20 protein-coding genes are annotated in these 20,103 nt (G+C 63.4%); 14 read left to right on the forward strand and 6 right to left on the reverse strand.

The annotated features are described in order from the left end of the window. Position 1: 1 nt before the first annotated feature. From gspG to AC2LD7_RS01665, 7 genes are read left to right on the forward strand one after another with little or no spacing between them, the layout of a single operon-like run. Positions 2 to 436 carry a type II secretion system major pseudopilin GspG gene (gene gspG / locus AC2LD7_RS01635; RefSeq protein ID WP_484596117.1) on the forward strand — a complete coding sequence of 145 codons (435 nt, stop codon included), beginning with the start codon at positions 2 to 4 and terminating at the stop codon, positions 434 to 436. A 3-nt stretch (positions 437 to 439) separates the two neighbouring features. Continuing rightward, on the forward strand, positions 440 to 1,015 hold the full coding sequence (gene gspH / locus AC2LD7_RS01640; RefSeq protein ID WP_484596118.1) for a type II secretion system minor pseudopilin GspH: 576 nt from the start codon (positions 440 to 442) through the stop codon (positions 1,013 to 1,015). Beyond that, positions 1,012 to 1,413, forward strand: a complete 402-nt coding sequence (gene gspI / locus AC2LD7_RS01645; protein WP_484596119.1) for a type II secretion system minor pseudopilin GspI — start codon at positions 1,012 to 1,014, stop codon at positions 1,411 to 1,413. Before gspH ends, gspI begins: the two co-directional genes overlap by 4 nt. Next, positions 1,413 to 2,117 (forward strand): type II secretion system minor pseudopilin GspJ, encoded by a 705-nt coding sequence (gene gspJ / locus AC2LD7_RS01650; protein WP_484596247.1) that lies wholly within the window; start codon positions 1,413 to 1,415, stop codon positions 2,115 to 2,117. The genes gspI and gspJ overlap by 1 nt, the downstream gene beginning before the upstream one ends. After that, positions 2,114 to 3,097, forward strand: coding sequence for a type II secretion system minor pseudopilin GspK (gspK, locus tag AC2LD7_RS01655; RefSeq protein ID WP_484596120.1), 984 nt, complete (start codon positions 2,114 to 2,116; stop codon positions 3,095 to 3,097). Before gspJ ends, gspK begins: the two co-directional genes overlap by 4 nt. Before the next feature lie 3 nt (positions 3,098 to 3,100). After that, positions 3,101 to 4,243, forward strand: a complete 1,143-nt coding sequence (gspL, locus tag AC2LD7_RS01660) for a type II secretion system protein GspL (RefSeq protein ID WP_484596121.1) — start codon at positions 3,101 to 3,103, stop codon at positions 4,241 to 4,243. Then, a complete protein-coding gene (locus tag AC2LD7_RS01665) occupies positions 4,240 to 4,752 on the forward strand; it encodes a type II secretion system protein M (RefSeq protein ID WP_484596122.1) in 513 nt (170 codons plus the stop codon). The genes gspL and AC2LD7_RS01665 overlap by 4 nt, the downstream gene beginning before the upstream one ends. Positions 4,753 to 4,829: 77 nt before the next feature. Here AC2LD7_RS01665 and AC2LD7_RS01670 read toward each other — a convergent pair whose 3' ends face one another. The 3 genes from AC2LD7_RS01670 to AC2LD7_RS01680 form a co-directional block, all read right to left on the reverse strand. Next, on the reverse strand, positions 4,830 to 6,233 hold the full coding sequence (locus AC2LD7_RS01670) for an HDOD domain-containing protein (RefSeq protein ID WP_484596123.1): 1,404 nt from the start codon (positions 6,231 to 6,233) through the stop codon (positions 4,830 to 4,832). 74 nt (positions 6,234 to 6,307) lie between these two features. After that, positions 6,308 to 8,383, reverse strand: coding sequence for an ATP-dependent DNA helicase RecG (gene recG, locus AC2LD7_RS01675; RefSeq protein WP_484596124.1), 2,076 nt, complete (start codon positions 8,381 to 8,383; stop codon positions 6,308 to 6,310). Positions 8,384 to 8,387: 4 nt separating this feature from the next. After that, a complete protein-coding gene (locus AC2LD7_RS01680; protein ID WP_484596125.1) occupies positions 8,388 to 9,299 on the reverse strand; it encodes a LysR substrate-binding domain-containing protein in 912 nt (303 codons plus the stop codon). A 167-nt stretch (positions 9,300 to 9,466) separates the two neighbouring features. On the opposite strand from AC2LD7_RS01680, the gene AC2LD7_RS01685 reads away from it, so the two are divergent. The 4 genes from AC2LD7_RS01685 (at position 9,467) to AC2LD7_RS01700 (ending at position 14,531) form a co-directional block, all read left to right on the forward strand. Continuing rightward, a complete protein-coding gene (locus tag AC2LD7_RS01685) occupies positions 9,467 to 10,327 on the forward strand; it encodes a Rossmann-fold NAD(P)-binding domain-containing protein (RefSeq protein WP_484596126.1) in 861 nt (286 codons plus the stop codon). Positions 10,328 to 10,795: 468 nt separating this feature from the next. After that, entirely contained in the window at positions 10,796 to 11,968 is a 1,173-nt protein-coding gene (locus AC2LD7_RS01690; RefSeq protein WP_484596127.1) for a zinc-dependent alcohol dehydrogenase, read from the forward strand. Positions 11,969 to 12,036: 68 nt separating this feature from the next. Then, a complete protein-coding gene (locus AC2LD7_RS01695; RefSeq protein WP_484596128.1) occupies positions 12,037 to 12,561 on the forward strand; it encodes a transcriptional regulator in 525 nt (174 codons plus the stop codon). 1,037 nt (positions 12,562 to 13,598) lie between these two features. Then, positions 13,599 to 14,531, forward strand: coding sequence for an AEC family transporter (locus AC2LD7_RS01700; RefSeq protein WP_484596129.1), 933 nt, complete (start codon positions 13,599 to 13,601; stop codon positions 14,529 to 14,531). A 56-nt stretch (positions 14,532 to 14,587) separates the two neighbouring features. Here AC2LD7_RS01700 and AC2LD7_RS01705 read toward each other — a convergent pair whose 3' ends face one another. Further along, positions 14,588 to 15,535: a methyltransferase gene (locus AC2LD7_RS01705; RefSeq protein WP_484596130.1), complete on the reverse strand. Its 948-nt coding sequence runs from the start codon at positions 15,533 to 15,535 to the stop codon at positions 14,588 to 14,590. A gap of 26 nt (positions 15,536 to 15,561) precedes the next feature. Continuing rightward, positions 15,562 to 17,010 (reverse strand): iron-containing redox enzyme family protein, encoded by a 1,449-nt coding sequence (locus tag AC2LD7_RS01710; RefSeq protein ID WP_484596131.1) that lies wholly within the window; start codon positions 17,008 to 17,010, stop codon positions 15,562 to 15,564. Positions 17,011 to 17,200: 190 nt separating this feature from the next. On the opposite strand from AC2LD7_RS01710, the gene AC2LD7_RS01715 reads away from it, so the two are divergent. Continuing rightward, positions 17,201 to 17,428 (forward strand): hypothetical protein, encoded by a 228-nt coding sequence (locus AC2LD7_RS01715; RefSeq protein ID WP_484596132.1) that lies wholly within the window; start codon positions 17,201 to 17,203, stop codon positions 17,426 to 17,428. Between the two features lie 237 nt (positions 17,429 to 17,665). Further along, complete coding sequence (locus AC2LD7_RS01720) at positions 17,666 to 18,361, forward strand: dienelactone hydrolase family protein (protein ID WP_484596133.1); 696 nt, start codon at positions 17,666 to 17,668, stop codon at positions 18,359 to 18,361. Between the two features lie 13 nt (positions 18,362 to 18,374). Here AC2LD7_RS01720 and AC2LD7_RS01725 read toward each other — a convergent pair whose 3' ends face one another. Then, the gene (locus AC2LD7_RS01725) at positions 18,375 to 19,580 is read right to left on the reverse strand and encodes a lactonase family protein (RefSeq protein ID WP_484596134.1); all 1,206 of its coding nucleotides are present in this window, start codon (positions 19,578 to 19,580) and stop codon (positions 18,375 to 18,377) included. 148 nt (positions 19,581 to 19,728) lie between these two features. Between AC2LD7_RS01725 and AC2LD7_RS01730 the strand changes: the two genes are divergently transcribed. Then, the gene (locus AC2LD7_RS01730; protein WP_484596135.1) at positions 19,729 to 20,085 is read left to right on the forward strand and encodes a YciI family protein; all 357 of its coding nucleotides are present in this window, start codon (positions 19,729 to 19,731) and stop codon (positions 20,083 to 20,085) included. Positions 20,086 to 20,103 lie beyond the last annotated feature (18 nt).

The following is a 20,103-nucleotide window of genomic DNA, read 5'->3' on the forward strand; positions in this document are numbered from 1 at the left end:
CATGACGTTGAACGAACGCAAACAGAGGGGCTTCACCCTCATCGAAATCATGGTCGTGGTGGTGATTCTCGGGATCCTCGCCGCGCTCGTGGTGCCACAGGTAATGAATCGCCCGGACCAGGCCAAGGTGACCGTGGCCAAGGGCGACATCAAGGCCATCGGTGCTGCGCTGGACATGTACAAGCTGGACAACTACGCCTACCCCAGCACCCAGCAAGGTCTCGATGCGCTGGTGGAGAAGCCCGGCGGTAATCCGCAGCCGAAGAATTGGAACCGCGACGGCTACCTCAAGCGCGTGCCCAAGGACCCCTGGGGTAATGAATACCAATACCTGTCGCCGGGCACGCAGGGCCAGTTCGACCTGTACTCCTACGGTGCCGATGGCAAGCAGGGCGGCTCCGATCTGAACGCAGATATCGGTAGCTGGGACCTCTGATCGATGCCTCGGGCGCGCCGGGACGGTGGCTTCACGCTGATCGAGCTGCTGGTGGTAATCGTCATTCTCGGCTGTCTGGTGGGCTTGGCGGTGCTGTCGACGGGCAGTTCCAGTTCATCTCGCGAGATCCGCGATGAAGCACAGCGACTGGCGACACTGATCAGCCTGATGGCTGACGAAGCCGTACTCGACAGCCGTGAGTACGGCCTGTTGATCAATCGCGATGGCTATCGGGTGATGCATTACGACGAAGCCGAGACGCGCTGGCGCGACGCCGGCGACAGCGAGGCGCACCGGCCACCGGAGTGGATACGTCTGGAACTGGAACTCGATGGCACCCCGCTGAAGCTGGTGGCTCCGGTCAAGCGCGAGGACGACCCTATCGGTCTGTCCGATGACGAGGATCGCGAGCGCCGCCGTGCGCCGCGCGTGCAGCCTCAGTTGTTGATCTTGTCGAGCGGCGAGCTATCGCCATTCACCCTGACACTGTCCGACCAACGACCGGGAGGCACCAGCTGGGTCGTTTCCAGCGATGGTTTTCGCATGCCCCGCGCCGAACCTCTGGAAGAGCGCCGATGAGCAACGGTCTGTCGCGCTTGCGTGGCTTCACCTTGCTGGAAGTTCTGGTGGCGTTGGCAATTTTCGCGATTGTTGCGGCGGTAGTGCTGACCGCCGCCGGGCGCAGCGTGAACAACGCTGGGCGGTTGGAGGCGCTGACCCTGGCGGGCTGGATCGCTGACAACCGCCTCACCGAACTGCAACTGCAACAACCGGCCCCGAGTATCGGTCGCGAAGATCTGGAGCTGGACTTCGCTGGCCGCCAGTGGCAGACGCTTAGCGAAGTGGAGACCAGCGGAACGCCCGGCCTGCTGCGCATTCGCGTCTGGGTGGCGGCGGCCGAGTCGCGAGGTGGCAACGATTCGATAGCCGAGCGCGCCGTGACCAGCCTTACCGGCTTCGTCGGGGTCGACCCGTGATGCGTCGCACCGTGGCGGGCTTTACCCTGCTGGAACTGCTGATCGCCATCGCCCTGTTCGCGCTGCTGGGCCTGGCAACCTATCGCATGCTCGAAGCCGTGTTGCGCAGCGATACGGTGGTGCGTGCCCAGGAAGCCCAGTTGCGGCAGCTCGGTCGCGCCGTTTGGCGTCTGGAACAGGACCTGATCCAGGCCGTGCCGCGGCCGGTTCGCGACGGTTATGGCGACGAGCAGAATGCCTTCATTGGCCAGTTGGCGGGTGTCGAGGACGGCGTCGCCCTTGAGCTGACCCGCAGCGGCTGGCGCAATCCCACCGGGATGCGTCGCGCCAACCTTCAACGGGTGCGCTGGCGCCTCTCCGGAGACAATCTCGAGCGGCTCTACTGGGTCGTGCTCGATCGTGATATCGACAGCCAGCCGCGAGTGCAGCAGGTTCTCGACAATGTGATCGAGCTGCGTTTGCGCTATCTGGACGCGGAAAATAGCTGGCACGAGGAGTGGCCGCCATTCGAGTTCGGTCGCGGCAACCCGGAAGAGCAGGCCCGGCGCCTTCCGGCTGCCGTGGAGTTCTCGTTCGATCACCAGCGCTACGGCACCATCACCCGTCTGCTGCGTCTGCCGAACGGCCCGACATCGGCGCCCGATTTCATCCAGCCGGATTCCCAGGGCGTGCCCGAACCGGTACCCGAGGACGAACTGCAATGAAGGCCCAGCGCGGCGTCGCGCTGATCACCGTATTGCTGGTGGTGGCGATCGTCACCGTGGTCTGCGCCGGCATGATTGCCCGTCAGCAGCTTTCTATCCGCGGCACCGCCAACCAGTCGCAGGCACGTCAGGCCTGGCACTATGCTCTGGGCGGCGAAGCCCTGGCGCAATCGATCCTGCGTCGTGATCTGCAGGCGACCGGCAACGGCACCGGCGTGCCTGCCGTCGATCATCTGCTCGAGCCCTGGGCCCTGCCGCAGCCGACCTACGATCTCGACGACGGCCAAGGTCAGGTGCAGATCCGTATCGAAGACTTGGCCGGTCGCTTCAACCTCAATAGCCTGGTGCAGGAGCAACAGCCGAATGCGGCCGCGTTGGCGCAGTTCCGCCGGCTACTGCTGCGCCTGCAGATCACCGAGCCTTACGCCGATCGATTACTGGACTGGCTGGACGGCGATCAGCAGCCCACTGGCGAACTGGGCGCCGAGGACAATGCCTACCTGTTGCTCGATCCGCCCTACCGCACTGCCGGGAATCGTCTCGAGGATCTGTCGGAGCTGCGCCTGTTGCTGGACATGCGCGACGAGGATTTCCAGCGGTTGGCGCCCTATGTCAGCGCGCTGCCGGCGGACACGCCATTGAACGTCAACACTGCCAGCGCGATGGTGCTGTCGAGCCTTGCCGACAACCTCAGTCCGAGCGCCGCCGAAGGTTTGATACAGGCGCGGCAGGCCGGTGGTTTTCGCGATGTGGCGACCTTCATGGCGCAACCGGCGCTTGGCGGTGTCCAACTGCAAGGCACCAATATCGCGGTGACCAGTCAATTCTTTCAGGCCATCAGCGAGGTGCGTCTGGCTGATCGCCGGTTGGCTCTTGTGAGCCGGCTGCGGCGCGAAGAAAACGGGGAAATACGCGTGCTTCAGCGAAACCTGGGACAGCCGCCGCGGCTGCCTCGTCCAACCAATGACGGAGATCGATAGCCGATGGATTGCCTGTTTCTGCCTGCCGATAGCGGCGCCCGGCTCGGCTCTGACACCCAGGTTTACTGGCTGCGGGGAGAGGGCGAGGGTGGTTGGGTTTCGTTGGCAACCTGCGCCGAGCAGGCACTCGCGGCGGTGACGCTGATCTTGCCTGCGGAAGTCTGCAGCTACTTTGCAGTGAATCTGCCGACGCGCAAGGCACGCTGGATCAGCCAGGCGCTGGCCTACGCGGTGGAGGAACTGCTTGCCGAGAGCGTCGACGACCTGCACCTGACGCACGGCGATGCGTTGGAAGACGGCCGTCGCCGAGTCATTGCGATCCGCCGCCAGCTGCTTGCGGATTGGCTGGAAGACCTGCAAGCGCTGGGGCTGACGATCGTCGCCATTCATGTCGATGCCGATCTGCTGCCACGCGACGGCACCCAGTTGTTGTTTATCGATGGGCGCGCCCTGCTGGGTGGCAGCCCCGAAGCCAGGCTGGCGTTCGACAGCAGCCAATGGCCGCATCTGGCCGCGCAATGTCCCGCGCCTCGTCACGGTCATGGCACCCACGCCGAAGCGCCCGAGCCACTCGACGATTATCAGCAACTGGACGACCCTTACCGCTTTCTCGCATCGGGACGCGCGGGTGCGTTGAATCTGGCCCAGGGCGACTTCGCCGTACAGGCCGCGGGCAGCGGGCTGGGCCAGTGGAAGCCGGTGCTGATCGTGCTGGCGCTGGTGCTGGCGGTGCAGCTGGTGTTCAACCTGGTCCAGGCCTGGTCGCTGGACAGCCAGGCCGAGCGCTACGCCGAAGCCAGCCATGCGCTCTATACCGAGCTGTTTCCCGAGGATCGGCGCATCGTCAACCTGCGTGCGCAGTTCGACGAACACATCGGCCAAAGCACCGGCACCTCGGCCGAATTCATGCGCCTGCTCAATGAAGTGGCGCTGGCCATGGCCGAAGGCATTCCAGTATCGATCAGTCAGCTTGACTACAACGAGGCCCGAGGCGACCTCGCCTTGCAGGTCCGCGCCAGTGATTTCGCGGCGCTGGAACAGCTGCGTCAACGCCTGGGCGAAACCGGCGAGAGCGTCCAGCTGGGCTCGGCCAGCCGTGACGGAGATGCCGTCAGTGCTCGCGTAGTGATTGGAGGCAGAGGATGAACCTGAGACAACAGCTGCAAGTGCGTCTCGCCGAATCTCCCCTGTGGCTGCGCTGGCAGCGCCTGCAGCCTCGCGAGCGTCTGTCGCTGACTCTGCTTGGCGCCTTCCTGCTGGTGGTCCTGTTTTATGTGTTGCTCTGGCAGCCGGCGCAGCAGCGGGTGCGCGACGCGCAAACGTATTTTCAACAGCAACGTGAGCTGTACGCCTATCTGGAGCAGAACACCGAATTGGCCCGGCAGATGTCGCGAAGCAATCCGATCTCTCTGGCGCCCGAGCAACTGCAAGGGCTGGTGACTCAAAGTGCGCAGCAGAGCGGGCTGACCGTCGAAAGCTTCGACAACGGCAATGACGGTAGCCTGCAAGTGACCTTGCCCGGCGTTTCCTACGCGATACTGCTGCGCTGGTTCGACGAGCTACAGGCGGCAGGCGCGAGCCTCGCCGAGGTCAGCATCAGCCAGGTTGGCGATGGTCTGGTGGACGCGCGGGTGAGTTTTCGCGCCGGTGGCTAGGCGTCGCGGCGCTTAGAGAATACCCAGTCCTCACGCAGCAGCGCCGCGATTGGCGCCGCCGCAGGGCTTATGTCAGGTCATTGCGGCGGATGGATCTGCATCGCCAACGCGCGCAGCGCGGCTTCGGCGTCGAGCACTTTGTTCACCACGTCGTTGGCCTTCTCGCGGCTCAGGCTGAGGCGATCGAACAGTCCTTGCGGGATCTCGCTGTAGGGCCCGGAACCGATGCCACGGTTGCGTAGCAGGCGTGTCGCCAGGCAGACCAGGTTGGCATGGCTGGCGTGCTCGCCTTGGTAGTCCGGGTCGTGCTGGAAGCGCAACGCGGTCGACAGCTCGTCCGGCATGCCCCAGTAACGCATCAGCCAGGCGCCGATCTGCTCGCGCGTAATGCCCAGCAGATGCTGCTCGACGACGCTGTGGTGCAGTTGCGGGTTGACCTCCAGGTGCCGGCAGATCAATGAAAAGTGCGGTGGAAATACGTGCGCGAGTACGAGATAGCCGAAGTTATGCAGCAGCCCTGCGAGGTAGCTGATGCCCGCCTCAGGGCGCTGAACGCGTGGAATGGCGCGGTTCAGGCCCTCGATCACCGCTGCGGTATAGATTGCCTGTTGCCAGTACGGCGTGGCCTGCTGCGGCTGGTCCTTGGGCAGGCTCAGGGATTTACCCAATGCCAGGCCCAGCGCCAGGTTGATCACCAGATCGAAACCGAGGACGCGCACGATGGCGTCTTCCACCGAGCGGATCTTGCCCGGCGCGGCGTAATACGGCGAAGCGGCCCAGCTGACCACCTGCGCGGCCAACGCCGGGTCGGTCTCGACCACGCCGGTGATGTCGTCAATCGTAGCGTCGGGGTTGACACGCAGCTTGATGATTTTCTGCGCGGTCTGTGCCAACGGCGGAATTTCGATGGTTTCTTCCAGGCGCTTCTGGATGCGCCGCGCGGTGAAGCTTTGCATCGCCTGGGTGATTTCGGCGCTATCGTCGTCGGGACGATCGAGGTTGGGCCGGATGCCGCTCAGCGGCACGGCGAACTGACCGGCGCTGGCCTTGCTTAATAGCGTCTTGAAATCGCTGCTGGAAAGCGCGAGCAGTAAACCCGGCTGGCCGGACTCGATCAATAGCTCCGGCTGCTGCAGCAGCCGCTCCTCATACAGGCAGGGCGAGCTGGTCAGCGGCGGCAGACCGGGCAGCACTTGCAGGTCGTGCTTGGCCAGCATGCGCGTCAACCGCTCGGGCTTGACGGCCACCAACTGGCGTCCGGTCAGCTCCACCAGGCGTGGCAGGTCGAGCAAATGATCGCGAGGATAAAGCACCAGCAGCGCGCCAATTGCGTCATCGACCAATACCGCCTGCACGCGCCTGGCCGGGTCCAGTCCCAACCGCTCTTCACAGGTGCGATAAGGAAGCGCCAGTTTGTCCAGCAGCTGGACGATCATTGGCGGAAGCGAAATTTCTTTTGTTGTGTCGACAGCCGAGTTCATGAGCAGATCCGTCTTATTCTCGTTCGGCGCAGTATAGCCTTAGGTTTAGTGCGGTTTGAGTTTACCGACGAGCGTTAGACCTGCCCGTATTGCTGGCCGTGGCGCAGCCAGCGCTCCAGGAGCGGACTGACGTGTTGCGGCCAGCGCGCCAGCAGCGCCTGCGCGGCGTCGCGCACGGACGGTAGCAGGTCGGCATCGCGCATCAGATCGGCGACCTTGAACTGCAATAGTCCGGTCTGCCGCGTGCCGAGCATTTCGCCGGGGCCACGCAGTTCCAGATCCTTCTCCGCGATGATGAAGCCATCGCAGGTTTCGCGCATGATCGCCAGGCGTTCGCGACCGATCTGCGACAGTGGCGGATGATAGAGCAGCACGCAGTGACTGGCGGCGCTGCCGCGGCCGACTCGCCCACGCAGCTGATGCAGCTGAGCGAGGCCGAGGCGTTCGGGGTTTTCGATGATCATCAGACTGGCGTTGGGTACGTCGACGCCCACCTCGATCACGGTGGTCGCCACCAGCAATTGCAGCCGGCCTTCCTTGAACTTGGCCATCACCGCGGCTTTTTCCGCCGGCTTCATGCGGCCGTGGATCAAGCCGACGTTGAGCCCACCGAGCGCAGCCGAAAGGTCCTCGAACGTCGTTTCCGCTGCCTGGCAGGTCAGCTCTTCGGACTCCTCGATCAAGGTGCAGACCCAATACGCCTGGCGCCCCTCGTTGCAGGCCGAACGGACTCGCTCGATGACTTCCAGGCGGCGGCTGTCGACCACCAGCACCGTATTGACCGGGGTGCGCCCAGGCGGCAGTTCGTCGAGGATCGATGTATCCAGATCGGCATAGGCGCTCATGGCCAGGGTGCGCGGAATCGGTGTCGCGGTCATGATCAACTGGTGCGGGCACAGCCGACCGTCGACGCCCTTGCGCCTTAGCGCCAGCCGCTGCTGAACGCCAAACCGGTGCTGCTCGTCGATGATCACCAGGGCCAGCCGCTTGAACTGCACTTCGTCCTGAAACAGCGCATGGGTGCCGACCACCATCGGCGCGCCTGCGGCGATGCGCTCCAGCGACGCCGCACGCGCCTTGCCCTTGAGCTTGCCGGCCAGCCAGGCGACTTCGATACCCAGCGGCTCCAGCCATTTGCAGAAGGTGATGAAGTGTTGTTCGGCGAGAATCTCGGTCGGCGCCATCAGCGCCACCTGATAGCCGGCCTCCAATGCTTGCAGCGCCGCCAGTGCGGCGACCACGGTTTTGCCGGCACCCACATCGCCTTGCACCAGGCGCAGCATCGGCTCGTCCTGGGCCAGGTCATAGGCGATTTCCGCACCAACGCGCTGCTGCGCGCCGGTGGGCTGGAAACCAAGGTTGTGCAGATAACGTTGCGGCAGCTGACGCGCGGCCGGCAAAGGTGGCGCATGCTGGGCGCGCACGCTCTCGCGCAGTCGTTGCAATGACAGCTGATGGGTCAGCAGCTCCTCGAACGCCAGGCGATGCTGCGCCCAGTGACGGCCCTCGGCGAGCTCTTCGAGGTCGGCATCTGGCGGCGGTCGATGCAGGTAGCGGATGGCCTCGTCGAGCGGGGCCAATCGGTAATCGCGCGACAGTTCTTCAGGTAGCCAGTCGGGCAGGCTATGCGGCCCGAGCCGAGCCAGCGCTTGCTGAGTGAGTTGGCGCAGGCGCTGCTGAGTCAGGCCTTCGGTGGTCGGGTAAATGGGCGTAAGGGTCTGTTCTACCGCAACCGTCTCGGTGTCGCTGAGCGCGCGGTATTCCGGATGATAGATTTCCAGACCCGACGCGCCAGGCCGGGCCTCGCCGTAGCAGCGCAGCTGAGTGCCGCGCTTGAGCCCTTCTTTCTGCGCCTGGCTGAAATGATAGAAGCGCAGGCTGAGGCTGCCGCTGCCATCGTGCAGGCGCACCAGCAGGCTACGGCGCCGGCCCATGACCACGTCGGCACCGGTAACCGTACCTTCGATCACTGCATCCTGGCCCGGCCGCAGCGCACCGATCGGCACGATACGGGTGCGGTCCTGATAACGCAGCGGCAAATGAAACAGCAGGTCCTGCAGCGTTTCCAAGCTGACTTTGGCGAGCTTTTCGGCCAGCGCCGCGCCCACGCCTTTTAGTGCGGTGACCGGGACCGCCGCCAGCTCGCTCATGGGCTCAGGCGTTCGGCTTGGCGACTGAGCACAGACGGATGGAATCGGCCAGCACTTCGATTGCCTTGGGGCGCGGGAAGCTGGCGCGCCAGGCGATCGCCACGGTGCGGAACGGCACCGGCGGCGTCAGCGGACGGATATCCAGCACGCCAGCGGAGTAATGGTGGCTGTCGACCGCCGACAACGGCAGGATCGACACGCCAAGGCCCGAGGCGACCATGTGACGGATGGTTTCCAGCGATGAGGACTCCACCGTCGTGTGGCTCGGCGCTTCGCCCTTGCGGGTGGTCGGGCAGGCTTCGAGCACCTGATCGCGGAAGCAGTGACCTTCGCCGAGCAGCAGCAGGCTCTTGTCGTTGAGCATGTCGGCGTCGATGGTTTCTTTTTTGGACCATGGATGGTTGGCCGGCATCAGCACGTAGAACGGCTCGTCGTACAGCGGCAGCGTCAACACGTCGGCTTCCTGGAACGGCAACGCGATGATGATCGCGTCCAGCTCGCCGGTGCGCAGCTTGTCGCGCAAGATGTGGGTGAAGTTTTCCTCGATATACAGCGGCATGTCCGGCGCCACGCGATGCAACTGCGGGATCAGGTGCGGAAACATGTAAGGACCGACGGTGTAGATGGCGCCAACTTTGAGCGGCGTCGCCAGCTGATTTTTGCCCGCCTGGGCCAGCTCGCGAATGCTCTGCGCCTGCTCGAGGACCTTCTGCGCCTGGGTGACGATGCCCTCGCCGACCGGTGTCAGCCGCACTGCGCTCTTGGTTCGCTCGAAGATCAACACGCCCAGCTCGTCCTCGAGCTTTTTCACCCCCACCGATAACGTGGGCTGGCTGACATGGCAGCGCTCGGCGGCGCGGCCGAAGTGTGATTCCTGTGCGAGCGTGACGATGTAGCGCAGTTCGGTCAGTGTCATAGTGAGTTTCCATCAGGGTGCTGGCTAGCATAGCCTTTGCTCGTGTTCGAACCAACTGGCCAGTAGCCGTTCCATGCAAGCTGATCAGCGGCAAAGCCACGGACGGCGGTACACTGCGATTACGCGGGCCGATTAGGTGGTCCGCAACGGTTACGGAGCAACCGACCATGGCAAATCGTCCTTCTGTAATGATCGCCGGCTGCGGCGATGTCGGCATTCGTCTTGGTCTGCAGCTGAGCCGAGCGGGCTGGACGGTCTACGGCCTGCGCCGCCAGGCAGCGGGCCTACCGGTGCCGATTCTGCCGGTCAAGGGAGACCTGTTCGCTGGCGGCGTTCCGCGCGGCTGGCCCAATGGTCGGCTGGATTACTTGGTGTATGCGGCTTCGGCCAGTCAGCCTGACGAAGCCGGTTACCGCCAGGCCTATGTCGAAGGGCTGCGAAATGCGCTTGGCTGGTTGCAGCAACGCGGTCAGCGGCCCAAGCGGTTGATCTTCCTTTCCAGCACTGGCGTCTACGCGCAGAGCCAGGGGGAATGGATCGACGAGACGTCTCCTACCGAGCCCACTGGCTACACCGGCCAGGTGATGCTCGAGGCCGAGCGGTTGGCGCTTGGCAGCGGCATTCCGACGACGCTGGTGCGTATGGCCGGGCTTTATGATCCCGCTCGCCCCTGGATGCAGAATCAGGTTCGCGCTGGCCTTCGTGTCGATCGCGAACCGCCGCAGTACAGCAATCGCGTTCACCGCGACGACGCCGCAGCGCTTCTGGCCTGTCTGCTACAGACCGATCTTCGCGGAGGCGATCTGGAAGATTGCTATCTGGGGGTCGACGACGATCCGGCGCCCCTGCACGAAGTGGTCGACTGGCTACGCGAGCGCCTCGGCGTGACCCATTGGGCCGAGCAGGCGATGACGCGCCGCGCCGGCAGCAAGCGCTGCAGCAACGCACGTGCCCGAGCGCTTGGCTGGACGCCGCAATACCCGAGTTATCGCAACGGTTACGCCGCTATCCGCCCCGGCAAGGGCTGAGCCGCCACGCCGTCGTCCGTGACGCGTTGCGAGATACTGAGCTCGTGTACGGACTAGGAGAGCGGATGCAGCCCCGCTTCGCGAACAAGGGCTCGGCGTCGCTCCTACACATCGAGTTCGCCTCCTGTCCGTGCGTTGCACGTGCTTTTGTAGGAGCGGAGCGAGCTTGCCCGCGAGGGCGCAGCAACGGGTGTCCGCCCCTGGATATCAACAATCCAGCCCCGCCAAGACTGCCACACCGTCGTCCTTGTCTGACGAAAGCATGACAGCCCGTCGGTGACTCCGGCCTTGCGGCGTGATTTATCGCAACTCTGCCGACGCGGCGCTTACTAAAAAATTGGATAGCACGTACGCCGTAAGCCCTGCCACATGGCAGCAGTCGGGTCAGGAGCAGCTGCCGCCCCAGCGGCGATCAATCAGGAAGAACCCCACGGCGGCGTTTTCGAACACCGAATCAGGAGATTTTTCATGAGAGCCCTTCGCTGGCATGGCAAGCACGATATCCGCTGCGACAACCACGTCCCGGACCCTTCCATCGAGGATCCGCGCGACGCCATCATCAAGGTCAGTTCCTGCGCCATTTGTGGCTCTGACCTACACCTTTACGATGGCTTCATGCCCGGCATGAAGCACGGCGACATTGTCGGGCATGAATTTATGGGCGAGGTGATGGAAGTCGGCTCGGCCAACAAGAAGCTAAAGGTCGGCGACCGCGTGGTGGTGCCCTTCACCATCGTCTGCGGCGAATGCGATCAGTGCCGGCGCGGCAATTTTTCAGTGTGCGAGCGCACCAACCGCAACAAGGACATTGCCGACAAGGTCTTTGGCCACACCACCGCCGGGCTCTACGGCTACACCCATCTCACCGGCGGCTATGCCGGTGGCCAGGCTGAGTACGTGCGTGTGCCCTATGCCGATGTCGGCCCGGTCGTCATTCCAGATGATCTCACCGATGAGCAGGTACTGTTCCTTGGCGATATCCTCCCCACCGGCTGGCAGGCTGCGGCGCAGTGCGACATCCAGTCCACTGACACTGTGGCCATTTGGGGTGCCGGGCCGGTCGGCCAGTTCGCCATCCGCAGCGCGGTGATGATGGGCGCCGAACAAGTGATCTGCATCGACAACGTGCCCGAACGACTGTCCATGGCGCGTGCCGGTGGCGCCATCACCATCAATTTCGATGAAGAGAGTGTGCTCGAGCGGCTCAAGGAACTGACCCGTGGCAAGGGCCCGGAGAAGTGCATCGATTCGGTCGGCATGGAAGCGCACGCGGCGCGCTCCATCGATTCCATGTACGACCGCGCCAAGCAGGCGCTGATGCTGGAAACCGACCGCCCGCACGTACTGCGCGAGATGATCTACGTGTGTCGCCCGGCCGGCATCATCTCCATTCCCGGCGTCTACGGCGGGCTGATCGACAAGATCCCGTTCGGCGCGGCGATGAACAAGGGCCTGACCTTCCGCATGGGCCAGACCCACGTCAACCGCTGGACCGACGACCTGCTCAAGCGCATCCAGGAAGGGCAGATCGACCCAAGCTTCGTCATCACCCACAGCGTCAGCCTCGAGCAAGGTCCGGAGATGTACAAGACCTTCCGCGACAAGCAAGACGGTTGCATCAAGGTCGTACTCAAACCCTGAGGGTTTGGCGGCGGTTCGGGTTAGCGAACCGCGCGCCGGCATTTCTAGCCCCGAAGGAGGGACTGAATATGAGCGTTCCACACCGCGTGACCCATACCAATCATTCCGCCCGCAGCCTGGCCCGCGGGCTTGGCTGGTTCAGCATTGGCCTCGGTCTGGCCGAGGTGCTGATGCCCGGCAAGCTGGCCCGTTTTCTTGGCGTGCCGGAACACGAGGGGCTGATTCGAGCCTGCGGCGCACGCGAGATCGCGACTGGCGTCGGGTTATTACTGACGGACAATCCCAAGCCCTGGATATACGGCCGCATTGGCGGCGATGCGCTGGATTTGGCCGGGCTGGGCTTGAGCATCGAAAACGGCACTGAGCAGATCAACGCAGCGTTGGCCGCCGGTGCCGTTGTCGGCGTTACCGCGCTGGATCTGGCCTGCGCCAGGGGGCTTGCCGATGAAAGCCATGAAGTCACCGAATGGGATTACAGCGACCGCAGCGGTTTCCCACAGGCGCCGGATGCCATGCGTGGGCGGGTCGAGGCGGAGTTTGCCGCCATGCGTGCTGAGCCTAATGGGTACAGTCCGTCGACCTTGCTGCACTGAGGTTTAGTGAGCGGCTGAGACGTTCGGCGCTGGGGTCAATCGGACTTGGGTTTCGCCCTGTCTAGATACCGGACTGGCAAGTTGGGTACTGCTGGTTCGGGAGTTTTGGTTTCATGCCGATTAGCGAGTCGCTTGATGGCACGGTTTCGCCCTGCTGGGCGACTCACTTTTTTCAAACGCGAAAAAAGTAAGCAAAAACGCTTGCCCCTGCATCCGGGTCTCGCTGCGCTCGACTTCCCTCATTCCATCGCTGCTCCGAGGGTCGCCGCGCAAGGGCCATCCATGGCCCTTCACGGCTCTCGCGGCATCCATGCCGCTCAACCCTCTACACAGCGATTCCATTCGGCCTTCTGATGGGGCGTTCGGTGCCGTCTGATGGTTCGGCTGTTAGCAAACGAGCAAGGCGCTTTGGACGTTGCTCCGGGATCCGAATTAGGCAGCCTTAACGATAGGGCATCCCTGCGTGAGTCCCCCTTCCTTTCGTGACTCGCTCGGCATTCATGCCTCGCGTCCCCCTGCGCAGCGTCTACGCCAGCTTTCTGAATGGGACAGATGTCCGAGTCGCCTGGACCCTCTCTTTTGCTCTTTTCGCATGGACTATCAGACGACGCAAAACGCCCCATCAGGAGGGTGAGCGGAATCGTTGCGGAGAGGGGCGAGCCGCATGGATGCGGCGAGAGCCGTAATGGGCCATGGATGGCCCTTGTACGGCGACCCTCGGAGCGGCGATGGAGTAAACGAACCCCGGCGCAGCCGGGGCCGTATGCAGGGGCACAGCGTTTTTGGTTACTTTTTCCGCGTTTGGAAAAAGTGACTCGCCCAGCAGGGCGAAACCGCACTACCAAAAAACTCGATAACCGGCTTGAAAACCAAAGCTTCGAATCAGCCGTACCCTCGAACGTACCAGTCCGTCGTCCCCACCGCTCACGACACCCCGCGAAGACCTTTATTTTTGCTAAGGTTTGCCGCCGGCTCGTTCCGGCCTCCACCGTCCCGCGCCGCCAGCCTGCTGTCGGTGAGCCTGCCGTTGAGAAACCATGTCCGCCGTAGTCAATGTCGTCCTGCCGGTTTTCGCGCTCATTTTCCTGGGATATCTGTGCCGCCGCACCGGCCGCATGGGGCCGACCGGTGCGTCGGAGCTGAATCGTTTCGTTGTCTGGCTGGGACTGCCGGCCTTGTTGTTCAACGTCGTCGCCACCTCGACTTGGGCGCAGCTCTGGCAACCGGGTTTCATCACCGCTTTCGCCGTAGGCTGCCTCGGTGTGTTCGGCTTTACGCTCGGTTACCGCCTGCTGCAGAAGCAGCCCTTGGTCGATGCCAGCCTCGATGCGCTCGGCGCGTCCTACGCCAACACCGGCTATATCGGCATTCCGCTGTGCATGCTGGTGCTCGGCGATGAGGCGCTGCAGCCAGCGATGGTGGCGTCGATCATCGTGGTCTGCGTGCTGTTCGCCATCGCCCTGGCCTGCGTTGAAACCGGCTTGCATGCAGGGCAGGGTTTCGTCCGGACGCTGGGCAAGGTCTGCGGCGCGCTACTGCGCAACCCGCTGGTGGTGGCGCCGATGCTCGGCGGGTTGTGGGCGACGAGTGGGGTGGCACTGCCGGTGCCGCTGGCGACGTTGCTGCAACTGTTGGGCGCGGCGGCGGCGCCTTGTGCGTTGGTCTCGCTAGGATTGTTTCTCGCCCAGCCGCAACCCGCGGGCAAGGTCACCGGAGTCTGGCCGCTGGTAACGCTGAAGTTGGTAGTGCAACCGCTGATCACCTGGTACTTGGCATTTCAGGTCTTCGAATTGCCAACGCTCTGGGCCTATTCGGCGCTGCTGCTGAGCGCGCTGCCCACCGGCACCGGGCCGTACATGCTTGCCGAGTTCTATGGCCGCGAGGCCTCGCGTGTGTCGCGAGTGGTGCTGTATTCGACGCTCGGTTCGCTGATCACTTTGTCGGTGTGTCTGGTGTTGCTGCCGGTGTAGGGTGGAAAACCGCGAAGCGTTTTCCACGCGGTGTCGGGTAACGCGCCGCACGCCACTCAATCCGCCGGTCGGGTCACTTCGAGCACGACAGCGGCGATGCGATCGCACTCGGTGTAAACGCCGTCGAGCAGTTCCTCGCCGAACACGTCCGGGTCGACTTCCCGGTATGTCCATTCCAGTCCGCGGCCTTCGAGGCGCTGACCGACTTCTCGGAAGAATGGATCCTGATTGCCCACCATCGCAACGCCGGTATAAAGCAGTAGCGTGCCGCACGGCGCCAGGCGCTTCAGCGCGCTGTCGAATATTGCCAGCGACAGCCCCGCGCCCAGCGGACCGCCGCCGTGGCGATAGGCGCGCTCGTCGGGATCGATCAGATAAGGCGGGTTAGCCAGGATCAGGTCGAACTCGCCTTCGACATCGTTGAGCAGATCGCTGTGCTTGGCACGCACATTGTGGGCACCGGCCAGCGCGGCGTTGATGCGCGTCAGGCGCAGGGCCGAAGGGTTGATATCCACCGCCAGCACTTCGGCCTGAGGTCGCGCCAGAGCGGTAAGAATCGCACCAGCGCCCGAGCCGCAGCCGATGTCTACGGCGCGACGAATATTCCCCGGGTGATTGTTCAGGTGCGCTTGGATGGCATTGGCGAAGCGGTAGGTATCCGGCCCGAAAAAAACCGAATCCGGCGAATCGGTGGGATACGCCGAATGCAGGAACAGCTGGCCGTCGAGGCTCGACAGCCGCACCCGGCTGCGCCAGCGCGCATCACAGGGTGCGAGAACGCCGGCCTGGTCCATCAAGCTAAAAAGCGCCGGCGGCAGCAGCTCGTGCTGAAAAGGCCGGCTCCAGCCGAAAACCCCAGCCATGTCGGTGGCGAGTTCGTTTTCGATCCGCTGGTTGACCCGCTCGTGGGTAAGCGGCGTGGGGGTGATGAAGTGATAGCCGCGCTCGCGCAAAGCTTGAGCCAAGTGCAATAGCGCACGGTCCTGAGCGGTTTCGGTGATCATGATTTTTCCCTGGCGAGGTTTCGCCTTCAGTTGAACAGTCCAGTGAAGATGCGCGTCGCCAGCAGTCCAGCGGCGCTGTGATGACGGGTCGGTGCCAGGAGCGGCAGCAAATGGTGCATGCGCGCCTCGCGGGTCGGCAGCTGCGCCAGTTGCTGTTCGAGCAACTGGGCTTCCTGATCGAAATCGCTGACTGGCTGGCCCTGCGACTGCACCAACGCAGGCTTGGCCGGCTGCGCGAATGCTCGGCGACGGCCGTTGAATGGTACTTGGCGCTGTGCCAGCGACGGATGTGGCTTGCCGCGTGTCGGCGCTTGCTCGGCCAGCCAGTCGCCGGCGATCCAGTCGTGTATCAGCTGTTGCTCGTGAGCGCTGAATACACCGAACATCGGCGCCTGTTCGCCCGTGATCAACTGCCAGAAGCGGCTTTCCTGTGGATCCTGGTGACGCTTGATCCAGTTGCGTCGCTGCAGGGTGTCGAGAAACTGAGGAATCAGTTCCGGTTCTGCCAGCCATTGGTTCACGGTGCGGCCGTCGAAGCGGCAATAGTCCGAATGCACGAACTGGCCGACCGCGGCCTTCTTTTCCAGCACCCTCAATATCTCTTGTTCGGGATCGAAGCTGGCGATCACCGAAAGGGTGCTGGCGCCCAGATCGTTCAGGCGATAACCGTTGATGACCCGTCGATAGAATTCCTGGCTGTCGCCGACCTGCGGCCAGGCGGCCAGCAAGCCCTGAACGGCCTTTTTCGCATGGCCGTTGTCGGCATTGTCGACCGTGACGTGCAGGGTGAAGTAGTAGGGGTCGATGCCCAGCTCGGTCAGCTCGTAAGCACTGATCAGCAGGTGCAGCGGCAATTGTTCGTAACCCAGATTGAAGCCGATCACCTCGGGCAGGAATTGCTCGGCATGCTCGGCCAACGCCAGCTGTATCGCGCCTTGGACGAAGTTTTCGTCATCGAGGTTCTGCCAATCGTCGCAGCCCTGGCTGGCGAGCAGCTTGCGGTAGAGCACGACATGATTTTTTTCCGGCTGACCTTCGCCAAGCTCTTCCAGGTAGGTTTGGATCAGCGCGGTAAAGCGCGCGTCATCCCAGCGCTGCAACAGGCCATAGAGCCAGGCGCCGTCGACCAGCTTGGTCGGCGCTACGCCCTGCAAAAAATGCAGCGCATGGGCCTTGCTGGAAAAATACCGACGCGGCGCACCGGCGCGGCGCTCGTTGAGATAGGTTTGGTACTGGCCGCCGATTTTGGCGGTATGCCCGTCGAGCCATTCGCCGAGCCCGGCTGGGTCCTGCGGCAGATCGCAAGACAGCGCCGCCGCTCCTTCCAGCTGGCTATTGAGATAGTCGGCCGCGCTGGCTCGGACGGTTTCGCTGATCGGCGTATCGAGGAGGGCGAAATAGAGTTCCTTGGAGGGTGCCGTTGTCTCGGGTGCAACGGGCATGGCGTCTACGGGCAGGCTTCGAGTCAATTGCATAAATCACACACGGCGGCAGTTGGGGAGTTCCCCAGATAGTTTTTTGGCCGTGTCTGGCGGGGATAAGTTCAGCGTTTCTGCCGAATGGCCGGTCATCCATGAGGCGATCTTGGGTGCAACTTCTACGGCTGGTGGTCTTCCTAGCTAGAAGGGCGCCGTTGGTGTCCGTTGGCGAACAAGTGGAGGCCACATGAACCAGCGTGAGCGAGGCAGCGAGAACCAGGAAAACATCAACGACCGTAACGACGAGCGCGCCGACCGCGCCGACCGCGCCAGAGGCACCAGCAATGGCGAAGCCGCCGGCGGTGATCGCAACGACGTGCCGGGCGGCGCCTACAACGTACCGCCGGGCATGGCTGACGAGGTCAGCGAAGAAGATGCGCTGAAGCAGCGCCGGCAACGAAAGCCCGAACGCTAGAAGCAGCACGCGAACCGTGCGCAACTGTTGCTCGTCCTAGCGGCTGGGTTCAGGTTGCTAGCGATCTTTCAATAATCGATGAACGCATCGACCAGTCGGAATGAACCCTCTGGTCGAATGCTTGAAGCTTTACCGGCATGAACTCCGGCTGCTCGCTTCTGTCGCAACTCCTTGCGTCGGCGTCTTGTGGCGTCGGCGTCCCGTGAATTGCAAACACCGCAACCAAGGGAGACGAGCATGACTTCACAGTGGATCGACATACCTGCGCAGGACGGTAATACGTTCAAGGGCTACCTAGCCCTGCCACCGGCCGGACACGGCCCCGGCATCGTCCTGATTCAGGAAATCTTCGGCGTCAACGATCACATCCAGGCCGTGGCCGACCAGTACGCACTGGATGGCTACGTGGTGCTGGCGCCGGATCTGTTCTGGCGCAGCGAGCCGGGGGTGCAGCTCGGTTACGGCGAAGCCGATTGGGAGCGCGCGTTCGAGCTGATGAAGACGCTCGATTTCGACATGGCCATCGATGATCTACGCCGGACCGCCGATACCCTGCGCAGGCGTGACGAATGCAACGGGCGCGTGGCCTCGCTGGGCTATTGCATGGGTGGCCTGCTGTCGTTTCTGGCCGCGGCTAACGCCGGCGTGGATGCCGCAATTTGTTACTACCCTGGCAGCATCGAGACGCGGCTAGACCAGGCCGAGCGGATCACATGTCCGACCTTGTTCCACTTCGCCGAAGAAGACCATTACATCTCTTCCGACGCGGTGGCTGCCGTCGAGCAAAAGATGGCTCAGGTCGGCCAAGCGCAAATCGAGACCTACCCCGGCGTCGACCACGGCTTCAATTGCTGGGAGCGGCCCATGTACAACCAGCCCGCCGCAGCGCTGGCGCATGGTCGCTCGCTGGTGTTTCTGGCCGACGCTCTCTGAGCGGGCGCGGCGGTCAACGGCCGGAGCGATCGATGAACTTGACGTCCGAAGGCCGCCTGATCGGTAGTGTTTGCAGCGTGTCGCCGAGCAACCCGCTGTTCGGGTCGCGCTGCAGCACCACCAGCGCGTCACTCTTCTGATTGGCGATGATCATGAAACGGCCGCTCGGGTCGATGGTGAATTCCCGTGGCTCGCGGCCTTCGCTGTCGCGCTGTTGGATTTCGCGAAGGTTGTCGTTGTTCTCGATGGCAAACACCACGATGCGGTTCGTCTCGGCGCGATCGCTGACGTAGAGGAAACGCCCATCGTGCGAGAGGTGAATGGCACCCGGCGAGTGCGCAGTGGTGTCGCCGCCCTCGGCCAGATCGACCAACTGACGCTGGACCAGGCTGCCGTCGACGTGATCGAACCGTGCGACCTGAGCGCTGAGCTCCAGGGTCGCGTAGGCCTGGCTGCCGTCTGGGCTGAACGTCAAATGTCGCGGTCCGCTGCCGGCCGGCAGGCTGATGAAGGCTGGCTCAGCCGGTGACAGGGGTCGCTCGGCGTTGGCCGGGTCGTAGCGATAGACGAAGATCTTGTCCGCACCCAGATCGCTGACGAAAAGCCTCTTTCCGTTCGGCGACAGTACCGCCGAGTGCACATGCGCCGATTGCTGGCGCTCGGGATGCGCTTCGCTCGCCTTGTGCGTGGCGATCTGAGTGACCGGTGAGAGCGTGCCGTCCTCCGCCAAGGGAATCACGGCCAGGCTGCCGCCAGGATTGGCGTTGGAGCCGTAGTTGGAGACGAACAGGTAGCGGCCGTCGCGGCTCTGGCTCAGGTGCGTGGGCTCGTCGCCGAGGGTGATCTGCTGGGCCAGCGGCGACAGTTGCCCGCTTGCCGGCGCCATGATGAAAGCGCTGACACGCCCCACCGGATCGGGTTGCCCCGGCCCGTTTTCGTTCGCCGCGTAAAGCCGGTTGCGGTTCAGGTCCAGTGCCAGCCAGGACGGGTTGTGGGTGCGCACAACCTGCAACGGTTGGGGGTCGATGTAGCCGCGCTCGGCATCGAACTGCAGGCGGTAGATGCCTTCGTTGTTGGCTGCGCTGGTATAGCTGCCGATGAGAACTTGGTACATGGGCGCCGCCGCTCCCGCTGTGCTGAATGCCAAGAAGGCCGCGGCAAGGCCGAGGCGGCCGTTATGTAACAGATGAAATAGCAGATCGCGCCGTGGACCGGCCATGGCTCGCTCCTGTCTCGCTGAGTGAAGTGGTTTAAGTCCCTGGACTGGCGTTTGAGCACTGCATCCGAAAAAGATTTGCCGGCGTTGTCGATTTTTCCTTTTTCGCTTCGACCATTAGGTAACAGCAACCGCCGTCGAGGACGCAGCGATGCGTTATCTGTGCCTGGTCTACCTGGATGAGAATGCCCTGGCGGGCCTGCCGCCTGCGGCGTTGGACGCGTTGGACGCCGAATGCCGCGAATATCGCGAGCGCCTACAGCGCAGCGGCCAGCTGATCATTGGCGAAGCGCTGCAACCGGTTCTGAGTACCACCACGCTGCGGTTGCAGGGCAGCAGCCTTTCTTTGCGCGACGGGCCGGTGCTCGACAGTTGTGAGCAACCCGCCGCGTTCTATCTGCTCGAGGCGCTCGACCTCAACGATGCGATCCGGCTGGCTTCGCACATTCCGCCGGGACGGCTGGGTTGCGTTGAAGTGCGCGCCCTGCACCCGCGCGCACCACCCTGACCTGGCGGTGCCGCGAAA

This window comes from Stutzerimonas sp., assembly GCF_982611455.1.